The following is a 22,839-nucleotide window of genomic DNA, read 5'->3' as shown; positions in this document are numbered from 1 at the left end:
GTCAGCGACCCGCCGTCGCGGCCGGTGCCGCCGTCGGGATGTGGTGGACCGCGATCCGCTTGCGGAAGACCCAGTAGGTCCAGCCCTGGTAGAGCAGCACGATCGGCGTGAAGATGACCGCCACCCACGTCATCAGCTCCAGCGTGTACGGCGTGGAGGCGGCGTTGGTGGTCGTCAGCGAGTAGGCGACATCGGTCGAGGACGGCATCACGTCGGGGAAGAGCCCGACGAAGAGCCCGGCCACGGCCAGTCCGATCGTGACGAACGTGCCGAGGAAGGCCCAGCCCTCCCGGCCGGCCCGGGCGGCGACGAGGCCGCCGACCAGGGCGAGTGCTGCCACGACGAACAGCGCCGCGGAGACCGCCGTACCGGTCTTGGCCTGCGTCCACACCAGGAAGACGACGGCGAGCACCGCGGCCACGGCGCCGATCTTCACCGCCAGCTCCCGGGCGCGGTGCCGGATCTCGCCGTCGGTCTTGAGGGCCACGAACATCGCTCCGTGGGTGGCGAACAGGGTGAGCGTCACCAGGCCGCCGAGCAGGCCGAAGGGGTTGAGCAGGGTGAACAGGTTGCCGGTGAACTCCTTGTCGGCGTCGATCGGCACCCCGGCCACGATGTTGGCGAAGGCCACGCCCCACAGCAGCGCCGGCACGACCGAGCCGATGATGAGCGCGAGGTCCCACCGGGCCCGCCACTGGTCGTCGTCGCGCTTGGCGCGGTACTCGAAGGCGAGCCCCCGCACGATCAGAGCCACCAGGATGAGGAGCAGCGGCAGGTAGAAGCCGCTGAAGAGCGTGGCGTACCACTCCGGGAAGGCGGCGAAGGTCGCGCCGCCGGCGACGAGCACCCACACCTCGTTGCCGTCCCACACGGGACCGACCGAGTTGTACATGACCCGGCGCTCGGTGTCGTTGCGGGCGAGCACGGGCAGGAGCATCCCGACGCCGAAGTCGAAGCCCTCCAGGCAGAAGTAGCCGATCCAGAGGACGGCGATCAGGCTGAACCAGACGGTGGTGAGTTCCATGTCGATCCTCTCGGGTCAGTAGGCGAAGGCCATGGGGGCGTCGTCGTCGTGACCGCCGACGGGCACGTCGGGCGGCTCGACGAAGGGGTCCGCGCCCTTCCTCGCGTAGGTGATGAGGAGGCCGAGCTCGACCACCGCCAGCACGGCGTACAGGACGGTGAGCACGATCAGCGACGTGGCCGCCTCGAAGACGCTGACGCCGGGGGAGACGGCGTTCTCGGTGGTCATCAGCCCGAAGACGACCCAGGGCTGGCGACCCATCTCGGTGAAGATCCAGCCGAAGGAGTTGGCCGCGACCGACAGCACGGGCAGGCTCAGTGCGAGCCAGGGGAACCACCGGGCGCCGGGCACCCGGCCGCGGCGGGTCATCCACAGCACCAGGGCGGCCCCGGCCGCGGCGGCCATGCCGAGCCCGATCATGAAGCGGAACGACCAGTAGGTGATGGGCACGACGGGCACGTAGTCGCCGGCCGTGTAGTAGGCCGCGCCCGGGTCCTGGCCGTACGTCTCGATGTACTCCTCGCGCAGGTCGTTGATCCCGCGCACCTCGCCGTCGAAGGAGCCGGTGCCCAGGAAGCTGAGCAGCCCGGGGATCTTGATGGCGAACTTCTCCTCGGTCCCGTCCGGGGTGCCGATGGTGAAGACGGAGAACGACGCCGGCTGCTCGGTCTCGAAGAGCCCCTCGGCCGCGGCCATCTTCATCGGCTGGACCTCGGTCATGATCTTGCCCTGGATGTCTCCGGACACCGCGACGCCGAGGCCGGCGAGCAGGGTGACCGTCGCCCCGATGCGGACCGCCCGGCGGTAGAGCCCCCGGTCGGCCTCGTGGCCGCGGCGTACGTAGAGCCAGCCGGCGACGCCGACGACGAACGCGCCGGCGGTGAGGTAGGCCGACGCGATCACGTGCGGGAAGGTCACCAGCTGCACCTTGTTGAACATCACCGCCCAGAAGTCGACGAGCTCGGCCCGTCCGGTCTCGGGGTTGTAGATGTGGCCGACGGGGTGCTGCATCCACGAGTTCGCGGCGAGGATGAACCACGACGAGAACAGCGTCCCGATGTGCACGATCCACATGCACCCCGCGTGCATGGCGCGGGGGAGCTTGTCCCAGCCGAAGATCCACAGCCCCAGGAACGTCGACTCGAGGAAGAAGGCCAGCAGGCCCTCGATGGCCAGCGGGGCACCGAAGACGTCGCCGACGAAGCGCGAGTAGTCGGACCAGTTCATCCCGAACTGGAACTCCTGGACGATGCCGGTCACCACGCCGATGGCGAAGTTGATGAGCATCAGCTTGCCGAAGAACTTGGTGAGGCGGAGGTAGTCCTCGTTGCGGGTCCGCACCCACGCAGTCTCGAAGCCGGCCACGATTGCGGTGAGGCCGATCGTGAGGGGGACGAAGAGGAAGTGGTAGACGGTGATGATGCCGAACTGCCAGCGAGCGATCTCGAGGACGTCCATCGGGCTCCTTGGGCGAAGTACTACTACAGATCGTAGTAGATACTACGACGTGTCGTACTTCTGCGGACAGGGCCTCTAGACTCCGGTGCCATGGGTCCAAGGTCCCGGATGGGTGAGCTCGAGCAGGCCGTCATGCAGGCGCTCTGGGCGCTCGACGACGAGCAGTGGGCGACCGTCCGCCAGGTGCACGAGTCGCTCGCCGACCGCGGCCTCGCCTACACGACGGTGATGACCGTGATGGACCGGCTGGCGCGCAAGGAGTTCGTCGAGCAGCAGCGCGACGGACGGGCCTACCGCTACCGCCCGAGGGTCACCCGCGCCGGCCTGACCGCCGAGCTGATGCGCGAGACGCTGTCCGACATGGGTGCCGACGAGCGCGGCTCGGCGCTGGTCTCCTTCGTCGAGGACGCGAGCCCCGACGACATCGCGGCCCTGCGCCGTGCCCTCGGCGACCTGGCCTGACCCGCGCCCGTCCGTGCTGACCCCTCTCCTCCTCGGCGCGCTGGCGCTCGCGCTGGCGAGCCCCGTGCCGCGGGTCCTCGCCCGCTGGACGTGGCTGCGGCACACGCCCGTCGCCGCGATGCTGCTGTGGCAGAGCACCGCCCTCGCCGCCGTCCTCGCCGCCCTGGGCGCCGGCCTGTCGCTGGTGACGCACCGGCTGTGGGAGGGACGCGTCGACGCCCCGGACGTCGCGCTGGCCGTCCTGGCCGGGGGAGTCACGGTCGTGGTGGCCGGCCGGCTGCTGCTCAGCGGCCACCGCACCGGCACCACCCTGCGCCGGCTCCGGCGGCGCCACCGCGACCAGGTCGACCTGCTCGCCCGGGTCGACCGCGAGATCCTCCACCGGGGGATCTCCGTCCTGGACCACGAGGTGCCGGTCGCGTACTGCGTGCCCGGCATGTCCGGGTCCCGGATCGTGGTGTCCCGCTCGACGCTCACGGCACTGGACCCGGCGGAGCTCGCGGCCGTGGTCGCGCACGAGCGCTCCCACCTGCGCGCCCGTCACGACCTCGTGCTGGAGGCCTTCACGGTGCTGCACCGGGCGTTCCCGCGCTGGGTGTCGAGCGCTGCGGCCCACCACGAGGTGCAGGTGCTGGTCGAGGTCCTCGCGGACAAGGCGGCCGTACGCCGCGCCGACCGGCGGGCACTGGCCTCCGCGCTGCTCACCCTGGCCGGGTCGCGGACCCCGGGCGGGGCACTCGGGGCGACCGGGGCGACCCTGGCCGCCCGGGTCGCGGTGCTGCGCGACACCCGCCCCCACCGGGTGCAGGCGCTGGTGGTGACGCTCGCGGCGGCGGCGCTGCTCGCACTCCCCACCTCGCTGGTGGTGCTGCCCTGGCTGTCGGGGTTGCGATGAGTCCGGTGCCCTGACGGCGTGGGCAACGAGACGGGGCCCCGGTGGATGTCTCCACCGGGGCCCCGCTCGTTGCTGTACTTCAGCTGTCGATCAGGTCAGCGCCTGACCCGGAACGTCACCTTGTCGCGGCTGTCCTCGACCGTCGAGGAACCCTTGTAGATCGCGACGAGCTTGTGCTTGCCGACCTTGAGGTTCTTCTTGACCTTGTAGACGAGCCGGCCGTTCTTCAGCGAGCCCTTGCCCATCCACTTGCCGTCGACCTTGATGACGACCTTGCCGGTCGCGGTGGAGCCGCCGGCGGCCTTGACCTTGACGATCGTCCGGAAGTCCTGCTTGAAGGCGGGCTTCTTCGGCTTGATCTTGGCCTTGGTCGTCGAGTCGACCTTGCCCGCAGGCGGGGTCGACGCGGCCTTGACGGTGACCGTCACCTTGGCGCTGGACGACGCCAGCGACGTCGTGCCCTCGTAGGTGGCGGTCAGGGTGTGCACACCCACCGGCAGGTCGGCGGGCAGGGCGATGGTCGCCTTGCCGTCGGCCAGGGTGGCCTCGCCGACGGCCGAGCCGTCGGCCTTGGTGAGGGTGACGTCACCGGTCGGCGTGCCACCGGCGCTGCCGTCACGGGCGACCGTGACGTTGACCGACGAAGCCTCGCCGAAGGTCGAGGGCTCGGGCGTGTGCGTCGCCGTCACCTTCGTCGGGAGCTTGCAGACCAGGATCTGGATGTCGTCGACGTACCAGCCGTCCACGCCGCCACAGCCGTCACGGCCGATGTCGAAGCGGAACTGGACGGTGTCGCCGGGCTGCACGCCCAGGGCCGACATGTCGACCTGCGACTCGCCCCACGAACCCTTGGTCTCGCCACCGTCGGTGCCGTTGAAGGCGTCCTCGCCGGCCATCGGGTTGGTGTTGCCCTCGTCGAGCGTCGCGAGCTGACCGGGCGCGTTCCAGATGTAGGCCTCCGCCGGGACGACCTCGAAGTCGCCGCCGTTGAGGCTCACCTTGACGTTGCCGCCGTCGTACGTCGCCTCGGTGGCGACGTAGTGCTCGAAGGACATCCGCGGGGTCCGCATCTCGTCCGGCAGCTCCACGATCGGGGAGATGATCGAGTCACGGCTGGAGAAGTCGGTCTCACCGTCACCGGTGCACTGACCCGTGTTGGTGGGAGTCGGACCGTAGGCGACGCCACCGGCGTGGCCGCCGGGGGCGTTGGTCGTGGTCTCCCACGCCTTGCCGAAGCCACCGAAGTAGCCGTACTGCGGGAGGTCAGCGAGCTCCTGCTCCGCGGTCCAGCCGGCGAGGCCGTCCTCGAAGTCCTCGCTCCACAGCGCGTCCGTCACGAAGCCGTCGCCACAGATGGACGGGGCGTTCGGGGCGAGCAGCGGCTGGAAGTCGCAGCGCACCGGCTCGGTCCGCATCTCCACGGCCGTCATGGCGTTGGCGACCTGTTGGCAGTCGGCCGCAGTGATCGGCTCGGCTGCGACAGCACCCGCGCCGGGCTCGGTGGACAGCTTGTTGATCGGCTGGCCCACCAGGTCGGCGCAGGACTGCTCCAGCGCGTTGGCGGCGTCGGTGAAGTTCGACGACGGCGTGAGGTACGCGGACTGGGCCCGCCACCACACGTTGGCGGCCTTGTCGAGGCCGATGCCGGCGATCGTCTGGTCGTTGAAGGTGCCGCCGTCGACGCTCAGCGCGTAGGCGTGGTTGGGCACACCCGAGTTGCTGTGCACGCCGCCACCGTCGGTGAAGGCGGGGTCGCACTTGTACTCGGCGTCCGTCACCTTGCCGGGGTCTCCGTAGCAGGTGGGGGTCCACATGTCGCGGATGGCGCCACCGAAGGCGGTCGACTTCTCACCCATCAACCAGCGGGTGGAGTCCTGGCGGGCGCTGGTGTCCTCGGCCTGGATCCGGACCGTGGTCGTGCCGGCGGACTTGAAGCGGGCGCCGTCGGCCTGGCTGACCATGACGCCGGGGATGTCGGCGGTCCCGCTCATGCTGATCGGGAAGTCGACGTTGCTGTTGCCCACGACGATGCCGGTGGCGTTGGCGGCCTCGGCGTTGTCGACCTTGACCTGGAAGGCGCACGTGCCGCGGTCGACGTACACGTACTTGGTCGCGATCGCGGCGGCGTTGGTGAAGGGCGTGCAGCCGTCGGTGGTCGAGGGGCCGTCAGCGTTGGCCGCGTCGATGCCGACGACGACCTGCGGGGTGACGGGGGTCGTGGTGAAACCGGGGCCGAAGCCCGCCTCGACCGCCGAGCACTCGCCGGCCACGCTGGTGGGGGCGGTGATGGTCATCTCGATGCCCGCCGGAGCGGTGGTCTCGCACGAGCCGTCGGCGCGACGGTCCGAGAAGGACTCGTCCTCGTCCTCACGAGCGTTGATCATGTCGAGGGTCTCGCCCCAGACGTCGGAGTAGGACTCGTTGAGCGCACCCGACTGGTACTGGTAGATCAGCCCGGAGGTGTACTCGGTGTAGGCGTGGCCCCACTCGTGGGAGACGACGTCGTCCGAGGTGACCCCGTCGCAGTAGTTGGTCGTCTGGCCGTTCCAGTTGGCGTTGGGGCAGTCGATGCCGGGGTCGTTGTTGACCGTCTTCATCGTGGCGCCGAGGCCGTCGTAGGAGTCGCGGCCGAAGGCGTTGGCGTAGAGCCAGTAGGACTCACCCGCGGAGTTGACCAGGTTCTGCTGGTCGGGGTTGAGGGTGCCGGGGAGGGGGTCGCCCTCCTCCCAGACCGGCTCGCTGGCGGGGGACTGCTCGTAGAGCTCGCGGTCCAGGGCGCCGTGCACCATGGAGTAGCGGTTGAGGATCTTCTTGGTGTTGGCGTCGAAGAACACCATGTCGCGGATGTTCTTGCCGTTGGTCACCTCGACCTGGTAGGCCAGCACGGCCTCACCGGGCTCACCCTTGACGAAGCCCTTGCGGTAGACGATCAGCGTCGGGTCGACCGCGCGGATGCCGCTCGTGTCGGCCTTGCCCTTGCCCTCGGCGTGGCTCGGCGGGTCGTTGCGCACCCAGGCGAGCGCGAGGTCCGAGACCTGCGCGGCCGTGGCCCGCGGCTCCACCGACATCGTGAGACCCGGCGCGGCGTAGCCGGTCACCGAGACGAGGTCGCCCTGCGCGTCGACGTTGGCCTTGAGCATCGAGCCGAAGACGGGGACGCCGCGGTACTCCTGCGTGTAGGTCACCGTCGTGCCGTGCTTGCCGGCGAGGACGTCCGCCTGGGTCAGCTCGCCCGGTCGCGCCCCGAAGGTCGCGGCGTGCTCGTCGAGATAGGCGCCGGACTTGGCCACCGCGTCACCGCGGGACGTGCCCGAGACGCCGGGCAGCAGGTCGCCGTCCTTGCCCTGCACGGCGAGGAAGCTCACCTTGCCCGTGGCCGACGAGCGCTGGCTCGCCACCGTCCCGTCTGCCTGCTGCTTGATGGCCCCGAGGCCATCGTTGCCGGCGGCTGTGGCCGGCTCTGCCTGCACTGCAACGGTCGGGAAGGCTGCCAAGCCCGCCCCCACGACCGCAAGTGCAAGCCCTCTGTTGAGGAGCTTCACGTGTTTTCCTCCACTGTTCCGAGCGCCACTCGGAACAGATCTGCCCGAGTGATCTCGGCCACCTTAAGTACGCAGGCGTGACACGGGAACCCCCTCAGGGAGGTTTCTGGTAACACGTCCGTTGCGGTCAGGTCTCGGGACAGCCGTGGCACGACACGCTCCGTGTGATCCATGGGGCTGGTGTGACTCTCCCGTAGGGTCGCGGCATGGCGACCCGTACGTCTTCCCCGCCGGGGTCGCGGAGCTCGAGCACGTCCCGTTCCACCGCCTCCCGAGGCGGTGGGGCCAAGTCCTCGAGCACCCGATCCCGGAGTACCTCCAAGAGCCCCGCTGCCCGCACGAGCAAGGGCCGCTCCCGCACGCCCGCTCGCACCAGCGCGAAGCGTCCGGCGCCCCGGGCGGTGCGCAACGGGCCCGGCCCGGTCGCCCGCACGTTCGGCGGCCTCGGTCGCGGCGTCGCGTCCGTCTGGCTCGGGATCGCCCACGCGCTCGGCGCCGTGGCCCGCTCGGTCGGGCAGTCGGCCCGTGACCTCGAGCCGGAGCACCGTCGCGACGGTGCCGGCCTGTTCGTCATCGCCCTGGCCATGGTCGTCGCCGCCGCCGTGTGGTGGCAGCTGCCCGGCGGGGTCATGGAGTTCATGCGGTCGATGACCGCCGGCGCGGTCGGCAAGGTCGGCTGGCTCGTCCCGCTCTTCCTCGTGTACGCCGGGTGGCGCACGCTGCGCGACCCCGAGCGCAACGGCCCCGCGGGCCGCCAGGTGATCGGCTGGTCCGCCTTCGCCCTCGGGATCCTCGGCATCGTCCACATCGCCAACGGCAACCCGCAGCCCGAGCTCGGCGACGCCAGCTCGCTGCAGCAGGCCGGGGGAGCGGTGGGCTTCGTCATCTCGAGCCTGCTGCTCGACCTGTTCCGCACGCCGTACGTCGTGGTGCCGATGCTGGCGCTGCTCGCGTTCTTCGGCGTCCTCATCATCACCGCCACGCCCGTCTACCAGATCCCGACCCGCCTGGCCGCGGCTCGCGACAAGGCCCTCGGCCGTGGTGCGCACGCCGAGACCCCCGACGCTGCCGAGGACGTCACCACGCCGATGCGCACCCGCCGCCGCGGGATGCTCGACGAGATCGACCCCGAGGCCGGCGACCCGGCGTACGACACCCCGATGCTCGAGGACCGTGAGGTCAAGCGACGTCGCCGCAAGAAGGATGCCGAGACGGGCACCGACGCCGGCATCGACCTCTTCGCCGACGCCCCGACCGAGGCGACCCCGGTCGTCCCCGGCACCGTCGTCGGGGCCGGCTCCGACGCCACCGGCGAGGTCGAGCCGCCGCCGCACACGCCGCTGCCGCAGCGCGTCGAGCAGCTCGCGCTGTCCGGCGACATCACCTACTCGCTGCCCGGCAACGAGGTCCTCAAGCCCGGCTCGGTGCACAAGGCCCGCTCCAAGGCCAGCGACGCCGTCGTCGAGCGGCTCATGCAGGTGATGGACGAGTTCGGCATCGACGCGACCGTCACCGGCTACACCCGCGGCCCGACCGTCACCCGCTACGAGGTCGAGCTCGGCCCCGCGGTCAAGGTCGAGAAGGTCACCGCGCTCTCCAAGAACATCGCGTACGCCGTCGCCTCGGCCGACGTGCGGATCCTGTCGCCGATCCCGGGCAAGTCCGCGATCGGCATCGAGATCCCCAACGTCGACAAGGAGATCGTCTCCCTCGGCGACGTGCTCCGGTCCAACACGGCCCGCTCGGACCACCACCCGATGGTGGCCGGGCTCGGCAAGGACGTCGAGGGCGGCTTCGTCGTCGCCAACATGGCGAAGATGCCGCACCTCCTGGTGGCCGGTGCCACGGGCTCCGGAAAGTCGTCGTTCATCAACTCGCTGATCACCTCGATCCTGATGCGGTCGACGCCCGACGAGGTCCGGATGATCATGGTCGACCCCAAGCGGGTCGAGCTCAACGCCTACGAGGGCGTGCCGCACCTGATCACCCCGATCATCACCAACCCCAAGAAGGCCGCCGAGGCGCTGGCCTGGGTCGTGCGCGAGATGGACATGCGCTACGACGACCTGGCCAACTTCGGCTTCCGCCACATCGACGACTTCAACAAGGCCGTGCGTGCCGGCAAGGTCGAGGTGCCCGCCGGCAGCGAGCGCACGCTCACGCCGTACCCCTACCTCCTCGTCATCGTCGACGAGCTCGCCGACCTGATGATGGTCTCGCCGCGCGACGTCGAGGACTCGGTCGTCCGCATCACCCAGCTCGCGCGTGCGGCCGGCATCCACCTGGTGCTCGCCACCCAGCGCCCGTCGGTCGACGTCGTGACCGGCCTCATCAAGGCCAACGTCCCGTCGCGGCTGGCGTTCGCGACCAGCTCGCTCGGCGACAGCCGGGTCATCCTCGACCAGCCGGGTGCGGAGAAGCTCGTCGGCCAGGGTGACGGTCTCTTCCTGCCCATGGGCGCCAGCAAGCCGGTGCGCGTGCAGGGGTCGTGGGTCACCGAGGCCGAGATCCAGCAGGTCGTCAAGCACTGCAAGGACCAGCTGGAGCCGACGTACGTCGAGGACGTCACCGCCCCGGCCGCGGCCAAGCGGGAGCTCGACGACGACATCGGCGACGACATGGAGCTCGTGGTCCAGGCCATCGAGCTCGTCGTCTCCACCCAGTTCGGCTCGACGTCGATGCTGCAGCGCAAGCTGCGCGTCGGCTTCGCCAAGGCCGGACGACTGATGGACATCCTCGAGAGCCGCGGCGTCGTGGGCCCGAGCGAGGGTTCGAAGGCTCGCGACGTGCTCGTGAAGCCGGACGAGATCGACGCCGTCATTGCCACGATCGAGGGGAGTGCGTGATGGGTGCTGCTGAGCTGTACGACGCCGAGGGGGCGTCGCGGACCACCGGCGAGGGGGCCGGGGAGTCGCTGTCGGTCGCGCCCGAGGCCGTGGAGGTGCGTCGCAACGGCGCGCTCGCCGCCGCCGTCGGTGCCGTCGCCGCCGCGATCGCCATCGCCTACCTCGCCCGCGCGGCGCAGACCGGTGCGGCGCTCGACTGGGCCCTGGCCGCGGTCCTGGGGCTGGTCTCGGTCGGGTGGCTGCGTGCCTTCGTCGACGCCCGCACCCCGCTGCTGGTCGCCGACGCCCAGGGCGTACGGATCCGGCTGGGCCACACGTGGCGCGGCCTGCCGTGGAGCGCGGTGCACCACGTCGAGCACACCCCGCGCCGCGGCGTGCTGCGCGACGGACGCCTGGTCGTCGTCGCCCACAACGAGGAGCTCGTCCTCGACGAGCTCGACGCCCGCGGTCGTCGCCAGGCCGGGCTCTCCCGACGCCTGTACGGCGCCCCGCTGGCCGTCCCGCTCGGCCTCGCCACCCGCGTGCTCGGCGGAGGGGACGACCTGACCGCCGCCCTGGACCGGGTGGCCCTGCGCTCGACCGAGGTCGTCGTGCTCGACGGCCCCGCGGCCGACGCGCCGAGCGACGACACCCACGAGGTGGTCGTCGACGACGCCGACCTCGAGGACACCGACGAGCCCCACGACGGCCACCCCCCGCTGGTCCGCGACCCGCGCCCGTTCCTCGCCGCCGGCATCGCCCGGCTCGCGGCCCTGGTGCCGAGCCGCCCCGAGCGGTCCGAGGTCGAGCACGACGCCGATCTCGACGTGGACAGCGACAGCGACAGCGACAGTGACGTCGACGGCGAGGACGCCGACCCCGGGAGCGAGCTCGACGACGACGCCGTCGTCGCCAGCGCCACCCCCTCGCCGTTGCGCGAGGCCACCAGCGCCCGCCGCTCCGAGGTGCGCCGCGAGGTGCCCGAGGAGACCGACGAGGTCGTCGGGCGCGAGCTGCGCCGTCCGGGCAGCGTCAGCCTGGTCGAGGACACCCAGGTCTGGGGGGACCGCGTCCGCCCGATCTCCCGACAGGGCGAGGTGGTGGAGCCGCTGGTCATCGACGAGTTCGCCACCCTGCCGGCCGCCGACCCGGTCGTCGGACCGGAGCTGGCCGCCGCCCGCACCCGGCTGGGCCTGACCGTGGACCAGCTCGCGGACCGCACGCGCATCCGGCCGCACGTCATCGAGTCCATCGAGGTCGACGACTTCGCGCCCTGCGGCGGCGACTTCTACGCCCGGGGACACCTGCGCACCCTGGCCCGCGTCCTGGGCATCGACGTCGCGCCGCTGCTCACGTCGTACGACGAGCGCTACGCCCACGCCCCGATCAACCCGCGCCGGGTCTTCGAGGCCGAGCTGGCCACCGGAGCCAACGGCTCGATCCGCAGCACCCGCGGCGGCCCCAACTGGTCGGTCCTCGTGGCCGTGGTGATGGCCCTGGTGCTGTGCTGGTCGATCGCCCGGCTGGTGATGGACACCCCGACCGAGCTCCGCAACGCCACGCCGGTCCTCAACGGCTCCGGCGGGCCCAGCGGCACCGGCGCGGCGCCCACCGCCGACCCCGTGCCGGTCGTCGTGACCGCGGCCGCCGGTGGCGCCCACGTGGTGGTGCGCGACGGAGCGGGCGAGATCGTCTTCAAGGGCAACCTCGCCGTGGGGGACACCCGTGAGCTCGACGCGGCCCCGCCCGTGCGCGTCCAGTCGACCGACGGCGCGGTCACGGTGGCCCTCGACGGACAGGACGCCCGGGCCGTCGGCGAGCCCGGCGTGGCGGGCCAGGGCACGTTCGTCGCGCGGTGACCTGTGACCGGTGCCATGCCCTGACCGCCCGCGAGGGTTGGGGCGTGTCACGGCCGAGGCGGCATACTCACGGGTGCGATGACCACCACTTCTGCTGACGCCCGCCGCGCCGTCCCCGGCACCCCCCTCAACGTGGCGGTGGTGACCCTGGGCTGCGCCCGCAACGAGGTCGACTCCGAGGAGCTGGCCGGCCGCCTCGAGGCCGACGGCTTCGTCCTCGTCGAGGACCCCGAGGACGCCGACACCGTCGTGGTCAACACCTGCGGTTTCGTCGAGGCCGCCAAGAAGGACTCGGTGGACACCCTGCTCGAGGCCGCCGACCTCAAGGAGTCCGGTCGCCCGCAGTCCGTCGTGGCCGTCGGGTGCCTGGCCGAGCGCTACGGCAAGGACCTCGCCGACTCGCTCCCGGAGGCCGACGCGGTCCTCGGCTTCGACGACTACCCCGACATCGCCGCACGCCTGCGCTCGATCGTGGCGGGGGAGGTGCACCAGGCGCACACCCCGTCCGACCGCCGCCGACTGCTGCCGATCAGCCCCGTCGACCGGGACGCCTCCTCGATCTCTGTCCCCGGGCATGCCGGGACCACGCCTGCCGACGCCTCGGAGATCGGGGTGGGCGCTCCGGCGACCGGGCCTCGCACGGTCCGCCGGCGTCTCGACTCCGGGCCGATGGCCCCCCTCAAGCTGGCGAGCGGCTGCGACCGACGCTGCTCGTTCTGCGCGATCCCCAGCTTCCGTGGCTCGTTCGTGAGCCGACGGCCCAGCGACGTCCTGGCCGAGGGCCGGTGGCTGGCCACCCAGGGAGCCCGCGAGCTCTTCCTGGTCAGCGAGAACTCGACGTCGTACGGCAAGGACCTCGGCGACCTGCGACTGCTCGAGACGATGCTCCCCGAGCTCGCCGCGATCGAGGGCGTCGACCGGGTGCGGGTGTCCTACCTGCAGCCCGCCGAGACGCGTCCGGGCCTGATCGAGGCGATCGCGGACACCCCGGGTGTCGTGCCCTACTTCGACCTCTCCTTCCAGCACGCGAGCGCCGGCGTGCTGCGCCGGATGCGGCGCTTCGGTGACCCGGAGAGCTTCCTGGACCTGCTCGCCCGCATCCGTGCACAGGCGCCGCTGGCCGGCGTCCGCTCCAACGTGATCGTCGGCTTCCCCGGCGAGACGGAGGACGACCTGCAGACCCTGTGCGACTTCCTCGAGGCCGCGCGCATGGACGTGACGGGAGTCTTCGGCTACTCCGACGAGGACGGCACCGAGGCCGCGTCGTACGACGGCAAGCTCGGCGAGGACGAGGTGCGGGCACGCACCGAGCACGTCACCGCCCTCGTGGAGGAGCTCAACGCGCAGCGGGCCGAGGAGCGCATCGGCGAGACGGTCTCGGTCCTCGTCGAGTCCCTGGAGGACGGGGCGGTCGAGGGCCGGGCCGAGCACCAGGGCCCCGAGGTCGACGGCACCACCCTGCTCGAGCTCGCGGACGGCGCACAGGTGGGGGACATCGTGGTCGCGGAGGTCGTGGCCACCGACGGGGTCGACCTCATCGCGCGACCGACGGGAGCAGGGGCATGAGCGACACCGACCGCACGGTCTCCAACTGGAACGTGCCCAACGCGCTGACCACCCTGCGCATCGTCATGGTGCCCTTCTTCGGCTGGGCGCTGCTGCACGACGGCGGCGACTCGACGCTGTGGCGCTGGGTGGCGTTCGCGATCTTCGCCGTCGCGATGATCACCGACAAGATCGACGGTGACCTGGCCCGCAAGCACGGCCTGGTCACCGACTTCGGCAAGATCGCCGACCCGATCGCCGACAAGGCCATCACCGGGATGGCCTTCATCGGGCTCTCGATCGTCGGGGACATCTGGTGGTGGGTGACCATCGTCGTCCTGCTGCGCGAGTGGAGCGTGACGGCGCTGCGCCTCTCGGTGCTCAAGGACGTGGTCATCGCGGCGTCGCAGAGCGGCAAGATCAAGACGACCCTGCAGGGCGTCGCGCTGGCCGGCCTGCTGATGCCGCTGCCGCACGGCGACGCGCACGGGGGCAACTTCGACTACTGGGGCACGGCCGGTGAGGTGATCTTCTACACCAGTCAGGTGCTGCTCGCCGGGGCGGTGGCGATGACGCTCTGGTCGGGCTACGAGTTCTTCCGCGACGTCGCGCGGCAGCGTCGTACGACCGCTCCGGCTGAAACGCCCGATCGGTAACCTGACGTTCACGTGTCACACCCGTTGAGGTGACTCAACGGGGTTCGGGCCGGGTTATGGTGTCGCGGATCACCCACCCTTTTCCGAAAGGCTCACCCGTGTCACCTTCACGTCCGGGTCGCAAGTACACCCTTGCAACCGCCGTGGCGGGCCTCGTCGCCGCTCCACTCGCCGTGGTCACCATCACGGCCGCGCCGGCCAACGCCGCTCCCGTCGACATCCAGATCCTGGCCACCAACGACTTCCACGGTCGTCTCGCCGACCGCCCGACCGGCTCCACCAACCCCGAGCCGATCGAGATCGCGTCGGTCATGTCCGGGGCCGTCAAGGAGCTGCGGGACGACAACCCCAACACCGTCTTCTCGGCCGCCGGCGACCTCATCGGTGCCTCGACCTTCGAGTCGTTCATCCAGAACGACAAGCCGACCATCGACGCCCTCAACGAGGCCGGCCTCGAAGTCTCGGCGGCGGGCAACCACGAGTTCGACCAGGGCTACGACGACCTCGTCAACCGGGTGATGGCACCGTACGACGCCACCACGAACCCCGAGGGTGGGGCCGGCTGGGAGTACATCGCGGCCAACGTGCGCAAGAAGTCCGACAACAGCCACGCGCTCGGCCCGGACTCCGACCGGTGGATCAAGGACTTCGGCGACGTCGAGGTCGGCTTCGTGGGTGCCGTGACCGAGGACCTTCCGTCCCTCGTCAGCCCGTCCGGCATCGCGGACATCGAGGTCACCAACATCGTCGAGGAGGTCAACGCCAGCGCCGACGTCCTCGAGAGCGAGGGTGCGGATGTGATCGTCCTCCTCGTCCACGAGGGTGCTCCGGACACCAGCCTGGCGTCGGCCACGAGCAACGCCAACGCGTTCGGCCGGATCGTCAACGGCGTCGACGCCAACATCGACGCGATCGTCTCGGGCCACACCCACCTGGCCTACAACCACTCTGTTCCTGTCCCGGCCTGGGTCACGGAGGGTCGCCCGGTCACCGAGCGCCCCGTCGTCTCGGCCGGTCAGTACGGCGCCAACCTCAACCAGCTCGTGTTCTCGGTCGAGACCGACCCGGACGCCGACCCGACGACCGACGACGTGCAGGTGACGGCGAAGACCCAGGCCGTCCTGCCGATGTTCGGCCCGGACCCGGACGGCAGCGGGCCGCTCGCGACGCCGCCGCTCTACCCCGTGGACGCGCCGACGAAGGAGATCGTCGACGCCGCGTTCGCCGAGGCCGACGTGCTCGGCGCCCAGGTGCTCGGTCGCCTCGCGGGCCCGTTCAACCGGGCCAAGCTCTCGACCGGATCGGAGAACCGCGGTGGCGAGTCCAGCCTCGGCAACCTGGTGGCCGAGGTGCAGCGCTGGGCGACGTCGTCCACCGAGGCCGGCAGCGCGCAGATCGCGTTCATGAACCCCGGCGGCCTTCGCGCCGACATGGTGGGCAACGCCACGGGTGGTTACCCCGCCGACCTGACCTACAAGCAGGCCGCCGTCGTGCAGCCCTTCGCCAACACCCTGGTCAACATGCGCATGACGGGGGCCCAGATCAAGACGCTCCTCGAGCAGCAGTGGCAGCGCGACAGCTCCGGCGCCGTCCCGTCCCGTCCCTTCCTGCGTCTCGGCACCTCGGCGGGCTTCAGGTTCACCTACGACCCGGCCCGGGCCGAGGGTGACCGCATCACCGGGATGTGGCTCAACGGGACCCGCGTCGCTTCGACGACGTCGTACTCGGTGACGGCCAACTCGTTCCTCGCCAGCGGCGGGGACAACTTCCGTGCCTTCAACCTGGCGACGAGCAAGCGCGACACCGGCAAGGTGGACCTCGAGGCGATGGTCGACTACGCGGCCACCCAGAACCCCGTGGCCGCGGTCACGGACCAGCACGCGGTGGGCGTCAGCTTCCCGGCCGGTGCGCCCGCGGCGTACCTGCCCGGGGACACGGTCACGTTCGGCCTCTCGTCCCTGGCCTACTCCACGCCCGCGGACGCGAAGGACGCCACCGTGTCCGTCTCGCTCGGCCAGACGGCACTGGGCTCCTTCCCGGTCGACAACACCATCGGGACGGCCGTCTTCGACGAGTACGGCACTGCCACCGTCTCGGTGAAGGTTCCGGCCGGCACGGCTGCCGGCGCCGCGACCCTCAAGGTCACGGGAGCGACGACCGGCACCACGGTCGACGTCCCGGTGACGATCGGTGCCGTGACTCCGCCTCCGACCCCGGAGCCGCTGGAGACCGACGTGGCCGTCAAGACGGTCCCGAAGCGAGTGGTCGTCGACCGCACGCGGGTGAAGGTGATCGTCAAGGTGCGTGCCGACGAGAAGGTCGACGAGGGTCGCGTGCGACTGCGCATCAAGGGACGGATGTACCAGGCCAAGGTCGACAACGGGCGGGCCGTCTTCCGCATCGGTCGCTTCGCCGAGCGTGGCTTCTACAAGGGAGTTGCGATCTACCGCGGCACTGACGACTTCGACGCCTCGCGCGACAATTTCAAGATCCGCGTCAAGCGGCGCTGATCGACCAGTGGGGGCCCGGTACGCCGGGCCCCCACTGCACTGCTCCACCGCCACACCCGCTGCACCGCACCTCGGTGCCACCCCTCCCACCACACCCCTCTCGGAGACCTCATGCCCGCACGTCCCTCCTTCCGACGCAGCTCCGTGCTCGTCGGACTCGCGGTCGCGGCCACCAGCCTCGTCGCGATCCCCCTCACCGCCACGGCCAACCCGGCCGGCACCGGCCTCGTCATCAGCGAGGTGTACGGCGCGGGCGGCAACGGCACCGGCTCGTCGTTCCGCTCCGACTTCATCGAGCTCTACAACCCCACCAGCAGCCCCATCGACGTCGACGGCTGGTCCGTCCAGTACCGGTCGACGGGGGGCACCTCCGTGGGCTCCAACATCACGCCTCTCACCGGCTCCGTGCCGGCCAGCTCCCGCTACCTGGTGGCCGAGGCCACCGGCGCTGACACCACGGCTCCCGCGCTGCCGGCGCCGGACGCGACCGGGACCATCGCGATGGCGGGCGGGTCCGGCCAGGTGCTGCTCGTGAGCTCGACGACCGCCAGCACCGTCGGCACCGGCAATCTCGCCGGGAACGCCGACCTGGTGGACATGGTCGGCTACGGCACGGCCAGCTCGTTCGAGGGGGCGCCGACCGGAGTCGCGCTCACCAACACGACGTCGGCCGCCCGCGTCGTCACGGCGACCCAGCCCGACACCGACAACAACGCCACCGACTTCGTCGAGGGCACCCCAGACCCGCAGAACGCGGACCCGGTCGCCCCCGGACCGCTGGACGCCACGTCACCCGGCGCCCAGACGGGTCAGGTCGGCACGCCGGTCGACGACTTCACCCTCGAGGCCACGGGCGGCACGGCGCCGTACACGTGGACCGCCAGTGGGCTGCCCGCCGGCGTCACCATCGCTCCCGACGGGACCGTGTCGGGCACGCCGACGACGGCCGGCTCCTACGACGTCACGGCCACCGCCACCGACTCGGCCACGCCGACCCCGGCGACCGACCAGGTGACCTTCACCTACTCGATCACCCCGGCCGCTGCGCTGCGTCCGATCGCCGAGATCCAGGGCACCGGAGCGGCAACTCCCTTCGACGACCAGAGCGTCATCACCGAGGGCGTGGTGACTGCGTCCTACCCGACCGGTGGCCTCAACGGCTTCTACCTCCAGACCCCGGGCAACGACACCCCGGACGCCTCGGACGCGATCTTCGTCTACGGCGGGACGAGCGGTTTCGCCACCTACCCGGCCGTGGGCGACTCGGTTCGCGTGGCCGGCACGGCCGACGAGTTCTTCGGCGCGACCCAGATCGTGGCCACCCAGTCCGGTGTCACGCCGGTCGCCTCGCTGGGCACGGTGACCCCCAAGACGGTCGTCCCCGGCACCGACTGCGCGCTGCCCGGCACCGACTGCCTGGCCGGTACCGAGCTCGACGACCTCCGTGAGGTCGCCGAGGGCGAGCTCTTCCAGCCGACCGCGCCGTGGACCGCCACCGACGTCTACGACGGCGGCCCCTACTACAGCAACGGCACCAACTCGTCCGCCTTCCGCGGCGAGATCGGTGTCGCGGCCAACAGCGACCAGCCGTTGGTGGCCCCGACCGAGGTGATCGACGCACAGGCGACGGCGCTGGTCGCGGAGCGCAAGCGCTACAACGACGCGCACCGGATCATCCTGGACGACGGGTCCAGCCTCACGTACTCCACGTCGCAGAACAGCGACCAGCCGTTCCCGTGGTTCACCGCAGACCACACCGTGCGCGTCGGTGCCGGGATCACCTTCCCCAAGCCGGTCGTGTTCACCTACGGGTTCAACGCCTGGAGGATCCTGCCGCAGGCCCAGGTCGTCGGCGCGCCCACCGGCGCGATCGACGTCGAGCAGACCCGCCCGGCGGCCCCCGAGAACGTCGGCGGCGACGTCACGCTCGCGACGTTCAACGTGCTGAACTTCTTCCCCACGACCGGTGAGGAGTTCGTGGCCTCCGGTCTCGGCACCTGCACGTACTACCGCGACCGCGACGGCAACCCGATCACCAACAACCGCTGCGACCCCGACGGACCGCGTGGTGCTGCGAACGACGCCAACCTGACCCGTCAGCGGGACAAGATCGTCTCGGCGATCAACACCGCCGACGCCGACATCGTCTCCCTCGAGGAGCTCGAGAACTCGGTCAAGTTCGGCAAGCCGCGCGACTTCGCGATCAACGAGCTGGTGGCTGCCCTCAACGAGGACGCGGGCGCAGGCACGTGGGCCGCGGTGCCGTCGGCGGCGACCCTGCCGCCCACCGAGGAGCAGGACGTGATCCGCAACGGCTTCATCTACCAGCCGGCCAACGTGTCGCTCGTCGGTGAGTCGGTCGTCGTCAGCGACCAGTCGTCGGCCGGCGAGGCCTTCGAGGACGCCCGCGAGCCGGTCGCCCAGGCCTTCAAGCAGGTCGGGACCCCTGACGCCGACGCGTTCGCCGTCATCGTCAACCACTTCAAGTCCAAGGGCTCCGGCACCCCGGACCCCGACGGTCAGGGCAACGCCAACGACCGGCGCGTCATCCAGGCCAACGCACTGGTGGCCTTCGCCGACACGTTCAAGACCCAGCGCGGCATCACCCGGGTCTTCCTGGCCGGAGACTTCAACGCCTACTCCGAGGAGGACCCGATCCAGGTCCTCAACGCGGCCGGCTACACCAACCTCGAGTCGACCAGTGATCCCGAGGAGGAGACCTACAACTTCGACGGCATGGTCGGCTCGCTCGACCACGTCCTGGCCAACGCGCCGGCGCTCGAGGACGTCAACGCGGTCGACGTCTGGGACATCAACGGCTACGAGTCCGTCTACTACGAGTACGCGCGCTTCAACACCAACGTCACCAACCTGTACGCGCCGAACCCGTACCGCTCCTCGGACCACAGCCCCGAGATCGTGGGCATCAACACCCAGGACGAGGGCCCGACGGACCCGGGCACGGCCACCGTCGAGGCGAAGGTGACCCCCCAGCGGGTCGTCGTCGACCGCACCCGGGCCATGGCGCACGTCAAGGTCATGACGGGGTCGAAGAAGGACGCCACCGACGGCACGATCGAGATCCGCGAGGGCGCGACGCTGCTCGCCTCGGCTCCCGTCACCAACGGCGTCGTCAACGTCAAGCTGCCGGTCTTCACCACCGTCGGTGAGCACACGCTGACGGTCCGGTACGTCGCGGGCACCGGCACGGTGGCCGAGACGACGGTCGTCGTGGACGTCGCGTACTCGCGTGGCTGAGTAGCAGTCCCGAGGCGGCCCCCGTCCTGCGCACGAGCGTGGGACGGGGGCCGCCGGCACGCTCGGACACCTGCGCGGCCGGACTGCACGGTCGGGCGCACGCCTGGTCAGCGCAGCGCGAGCGCTGCCTGCACGAGCGTGAGGTGGCTGAACGCCTGCGGGAAGTTGCCGGCCATCCGACCGGCCACGGCGTCGTACTCCTCCGAGAGCAGCCCGACGTCGTTGGCCAGCGCGCAGAGCCGGTCCATCAGGGCGTGCGCGTCGTCGCGGCGACCCGCCGCGACGTACGCCGACACCAGCCAGAACGAGCAGGCGAGGAACGCGTGCTCTCCGCCCTCGAGCCCGTCCACGCCGGTCTGGGTCCGGTAGCGGTGCAGGAGGCCGTCGTGCATCAGGTCCTCCTCGATGGCCCTGATGGTGCCGAGGACCCGGGCATCGTCGCCGGGCAGGAAGCCCACCAGCGGGATGTTGAGCAGGCTCGCGTCGAGCTCCCGGGTGTCGTAGTGCTGGGTGAAGGTGCCGCGCTCCGCGTCGTACCCGCGCTCGAGCACCTCCGCGTGCACCCGGTCGCGCAGGGTGCGCCAGTGGTCGACAGGTCCGTCGAACCCGTGCTCCTCGACCGCCTTGACCGCCCGGTCGAAGGCGACCCAGACCATCACCCGGGAGTGGGTGAAGTGGCGCAGCGGTCCGCGGATCTCCCAGATCCCGTGGTCCGGCTCGTCCCAGTGGGTGGCCAGCTCGTCGACGAGCACCCGCTGCAACGCCCAGCTCTGCGGCGTCTCCTCGAGCCCGCCCTTGCGCGCGTCCTCGAGGGCGATCATCACCTCACCGAGCACATCGGTCTGGCGCTGGTCCACGGCGCCGTTGCCGATGCGCACCGGTCGGGAGCCGGCGTAGCCCGCGAGGTGGTCGAGCTCGCGCTCGGGGAGCTGACGGCCACCGTCGATGCCGTACATGATCTGGAGGTCCTGGGGGTCGCCCGCGACCGCCCGCAGCAGCCAGTCGCGCCAGCTCTGCGCCTCGTCGGTGTAACCGGCCCCGATGAGCGACTCGAGGGTGAGGGCGGCGTCCCGCAGCCAGCAGAAGCGGTAGTCCCAGTTGCGCTCGCCACCGAAGTCCTCCGGGAGCGAGGTTGTCGGAGCCGCCACGATGCCCCCGGTCTCGTCGTGGGTCATCAGGCGCAGGGTGAGCAGGCTGCGACGGACCAGGTCGCCGTGGGGGATGTCGTCGGTGCACGTCAGCGCCCAGCGCTCGTGCTCGACCCGGGTCGCCTCGATGCGGTCGTCGAAGGGGACCGGCTCGGGCAGATCGTGCCAGGACCGCACCCAAGTGGTCGAGAACGTCATGGACTCGCCGACCGCGAGGTCGAACTCGTCAGCGTGGTGGCCGTCCACGGCGCGCGGGAGCCGAGGGCCGTGCAGCATCAGCTTGTCCGGCCCGGCGGTGGCGACGATGACCTCGTGGCCAGCGACCTCCTGGCGGGTGACCCACGGCCGGACCAGGCCGTAGTCGAAGCGCACGACCCACTCGTGGGCCACCCGGACCGACCCCTCGCTGCACCGCACGGTGCGCACGAAGTCGGCGCGACCGTCGTGGGTGGGCATCACGTCGCGCAGCACCAGCACGCCGGTGGGCGTGGTGAACGTCGTCTCCAGGATCGCGCTGTTGCCGACGTATCGCCGGGTGCTCTCGACGCCCTCGGCGTCCGCGGGGGCGATGATCCAGCGTCCGTTGTCGCGGTCGCCCAGCAGGGCGGCGAAGCAGGCGGGGGAGTCGAAGCGGGGCAAACACAGCCAGTCGACCGATCCGTCCCGGCCGATCAGCGCCGCGGTCCCGCGGTCGCCGACGAGTGCGTAGTCCTCGATGGGGAGTGCCATGCCCGCCAACGTAGCTAGAGTCCCCAGCATGGTGACGGACCCCCGGCAGATCGTGGCGCTCCTCACTGCTCGCGACGCCACCGTCGCCACGGCCGAGTCGCTCACCGGTGGGCGCCTGGCGGCGGCCCTGACGTCCGTGCCCGGGTCGTCCGCGTGCGTCACCGGTGGCGTGGTGGCCTACGCGACGCGCGTCAAGGTCGACGTCCTCGGTGTCCCTGCCGACCTGGTCGCCGAGCACGGCGTGGTGTCGGGCGAGTGCGCGGCCGCGATGGCGAGCGGGGTCCGCGACCTGCTCGGCACGACGTACGCGATGGCCACCACGGGCGTCGCTGGTCCGGACCAGCAGGAGGGCCACCCGGCGGGACACGTGTGGGTCGCGGTCGCCGGTCCGGACGGCGTGGAGACGCGGCTGCTGACCCTGGCCGGGGACCGGTCCGCCGTCCAGGAGGCGACCTGCCGGCACGCGTTGTCGGTGCTTGTGGGCATGCTCACCCGGGAAGAACCAGCGCTCGGGTAGCGTTGGCCATCACGGAGCCCGCCACGAGCGGGCCCTTCGACGGACGGGAAGGACAGCGCCATGGTGCTCTTTCGACGCATCCTCGGTGACGTGCTCCGCAGCGAGCGGATGCAGCGTGGCCTGACCCTGCGCGAGGTGTCCGCCGATGCCCGGGTCAGCCTCGGCTACATCTCCGAGATCGAGCGCGGCCAGAAGGAAGCCTCGTCCGAGCTCCTCGCCTCGCTCTGCTCGGCCCTCGACCTGCCCCTGTCCGACGTCCTGCGCGAGGTGTCCGACGCCGTCGCCGTCGAGGAGCTCGCGCAGGGCCTGCGCCGCGTCGAGTCCGTCGAGGCCACGCCGATCACCTCGGTCCGGACGGCCGCCGGCGACGTGGTCGCCTCCGCCGCCTGAGCAGGGCCGCCTGAGCCCTGC

Annotated in this window: 14 protein-coding genes; 10 read left to right on the top strand and 4 right to left on the bottom strand. The window is 71.0% G+C overall.

The features are described from left to right. Window position 1: 1 nt before the first annotated feature. Together cydB and DAE25_RS09085 are read right to left on the bottom strand one after the other, a co-directional pair. Window positions 2-1,024, bottom strand: coding sequence for a cytochrome d ubiquinol oxidase subunit II (gene cydB / locus DAE25_RS09090; RefSeq protein WP_107765855.1), 1,023 nt, complete (start codon window positions 1,022-1,024; stop codon window positions 2-4). A gap of 15 nt (window positions 1,025-1,039) precedes the next feature. Then, window positions 1,040-2,482, bottom strand: a complete 1,443-nt coding sequence (locus DAE25_RS09085; RefSeq protein ID WP_107765854.1) for a cytochrome ubiquinol oxidase subunit I — start codon at window positions 2,480-2,482, stop codon at window positions 1,040-1,042. Between the two features lie 90 nt (window positions 2,483-2,572). On the opposite strand from DAE25_RS09085, the gene DAE25_RS09080 reads away from it, so the two are divergent. Both DAE25_RS09080 and DAE25_RS09075 read left to right on the top strand, forming a co-directional pair. Further along, entirely contained in the window at window positions 2,573-2,944 is a 372-nt protein-coding gene (locus tag DAE25_RS09080; protein WP_107765853.1) for a BlaI/MecI/CopY family transcriptional regulator, read from the top strand. Window positions 2,945-2,957: 13 nt separating this feature from the next. Beyond that, window positions 2,958-3,839 carry a M56 family metallopeptidase gene (locus DAE25_RS09075; RefSeq protein ID WP_159083652.1) on the top strand — a complete coding sequence of 294 codons (882 nt, stop codon included), beginning with the start codon at window positions 2,958-2,960 and terminating at the stop codon, window positions 3,837-3,839. Window positions 3,840-3,934: 95 nt separating this feature from the next. Here the strand turns inward: DAE25_RS09075 and DAE25_RS24205 are convergent, their stop codons facing one another. Next, complete coding sequence (locus DAE25_RS24205; RefSeq protein ID WP_159083651.1) at window positions 3,935-7,333, bottom strand: M4 family metallopeptidase; 3,399 nt, start codon at window positions 7,331-7,333, stop codon at window positions 3,935-3,937. A 254-nt stretch (window positions 7,334-7,587) separates the two neighbouring features. Here DAE25_RS24205 and DAE25_RS09060 point away from each other — a divergent pair, with 254 nt between their 5' ends. The 6 genes from DAE25_RS09060 (at window position 7,588) to DAE25_RS09035 (ending at window position 20,034) form a co-directional block, all read left to right on the top strand. Beyond that, window positions 7,588-10,227, top strand: coding sequence for an FtsK/SpoIIIE family DNA translocase (locus DAE25_RS09060; protein ID WP_199907496.1), 2,640 nt, complete (start codon window positions 7,588-7,590; stop codon window positions 10,225-10,227). Then, window positions 10,227-12,065 carry a helix-turn-helix domain-containing protein gene (locus tag DAE25_RS09055; RefSeq protein ID WP_107765848.1) on the top strand — a complete coding sequence of 613 codons (1,839 nt, stop codon included), beginning with the start codon at window positions 10,227-10,229 and terminating at the stop codon, window positions 12,063-12,065. The genes DAE25_RS09060 and DAE25_RS09055 overlap by 1 nt, the downstream gene beginning before the upstream one ends. Before the next feature lie 78 nt (window positions 12,066-12,143). After that, window positions 12,144-13,631 carry a 30S ribosomal protein S12 methylthiotransferase RimO gene (rimO, locus tag DAE25_RS09050; protein WP_107765847.1) on the top strand — a complete coding sequence of 496 codons (1,488 nt, stop codon included), beginning with the start codon at window positions 12,144-12,146 and terminating at the stop codon, window positions 13,629-13,631. Then, a complete protein-coding gene (pgsA, locus tag DAE25_RS09045) occupies window positions 13,628-14,266 on the top strand; it encodes a CDP-diacylglycerol--glycerol-3-phosphate 3-phosphatidyltransferase (RefSeq protein WP_107765846.1) in 639 nt (212 codons plus the stop codon). The genes rimO and pgsA overlap by 4 nt, the downstream gene beginning before the upstream one ends. A gap of 98 nt (window positions 14,267-14,364) precedes the next feature. Further along, window positions 14,365-16,776: a bifunctional metallophosphatase/5'-nucleotidase gene (locus DAE25_RS09040; RefSeq protein WP_199907495.1), complete on the top strand. Its 2,412-nt coding sequence runs from the start codon at window positions 14,365-14,367 to the stop codon at window positions 16,774-16,776. A 111-nt stretch (window positions 16,777-16,887) separates the two neighbouring features. Continuing rightward, entirely contained in the window at window positions 16,888-20,034 is a 3,147-nt protein-coding gene (locus DAE25_RS09035; RefSeq protein WP_107765844.1) for an ExeM/NucH family extracellular endonuclease, read from the top strand. Between the two features lie 107 nt (window positions 20,035-20,141). Here the strand turns inward: DAE25_RS09035 and DAE25_RS09030 are convergent, their stop codons facing one another. Beyond that, the gene (locus DAE25_RS09030) at window positions 20,142-21,911 is read right to left on the bottom strand and encodes a glycoside hydrolase family 15 protein (protein ID WP_107765843.1); all 1,770 of its coding nucleotides are present in this window, start codon (window positions 21,909-21,911) and stop codon (window positions 20,142-20,144) included. A 28-nt stretch (window positions 21,912-21,939) separates the two neighbouring features. Here DAE25_RS09030 and DAE25_RS09025 point away from each other — a divergent pair, with 28 nt between their 5' ends. Together DAE25_RS09025 and DAE25_RS09020 are read left to right on the top strand one after the other, a co-directional pair. Next, window positions 21,940-22,428 (top strand): CinA family protein, encoded by a 489-nt coding sequence (locus DAE25_RS09025; RefSeq protein ID WP_107765842.1) that lies wholly within the window; start codon window positions 21,940-21,942, stop codon window positions 22,426-22,428. Window positions 22,429-22,488: 60 nt separating this feature from the next. Continuing rightward, window positions 22,489-22,818 carry a helix-turn-helix domain-containing protein gene (locus DAE25_RS09020; RefSeq protein ID WP_056888805.1) on the top strand — a complete coding sequence of 110 codons (330 nt, stop codon included), beginning with the start codon at window positions 22,489-22,491 and terminating at the stop codon, window positions 22,816-22,818. The last annotated feature ends 21 nt before the right edge of the window (window positions 22,819-22,839 follow it).

The sequence above is a fragment of the Nocardioides terrigena genome, assembly GCF_003047265.1.
Lineage (GTDB): Bacteria > Actinomycetota > Actinomycetes > Propionibacteriales > Nocardioidaceae > Nocardioides > Nocardioides terrigena.
Note: the sequence above shows the minus strand (reverse complement) of the source record. Positions and strands in the feature narration are given on the sequence as shown.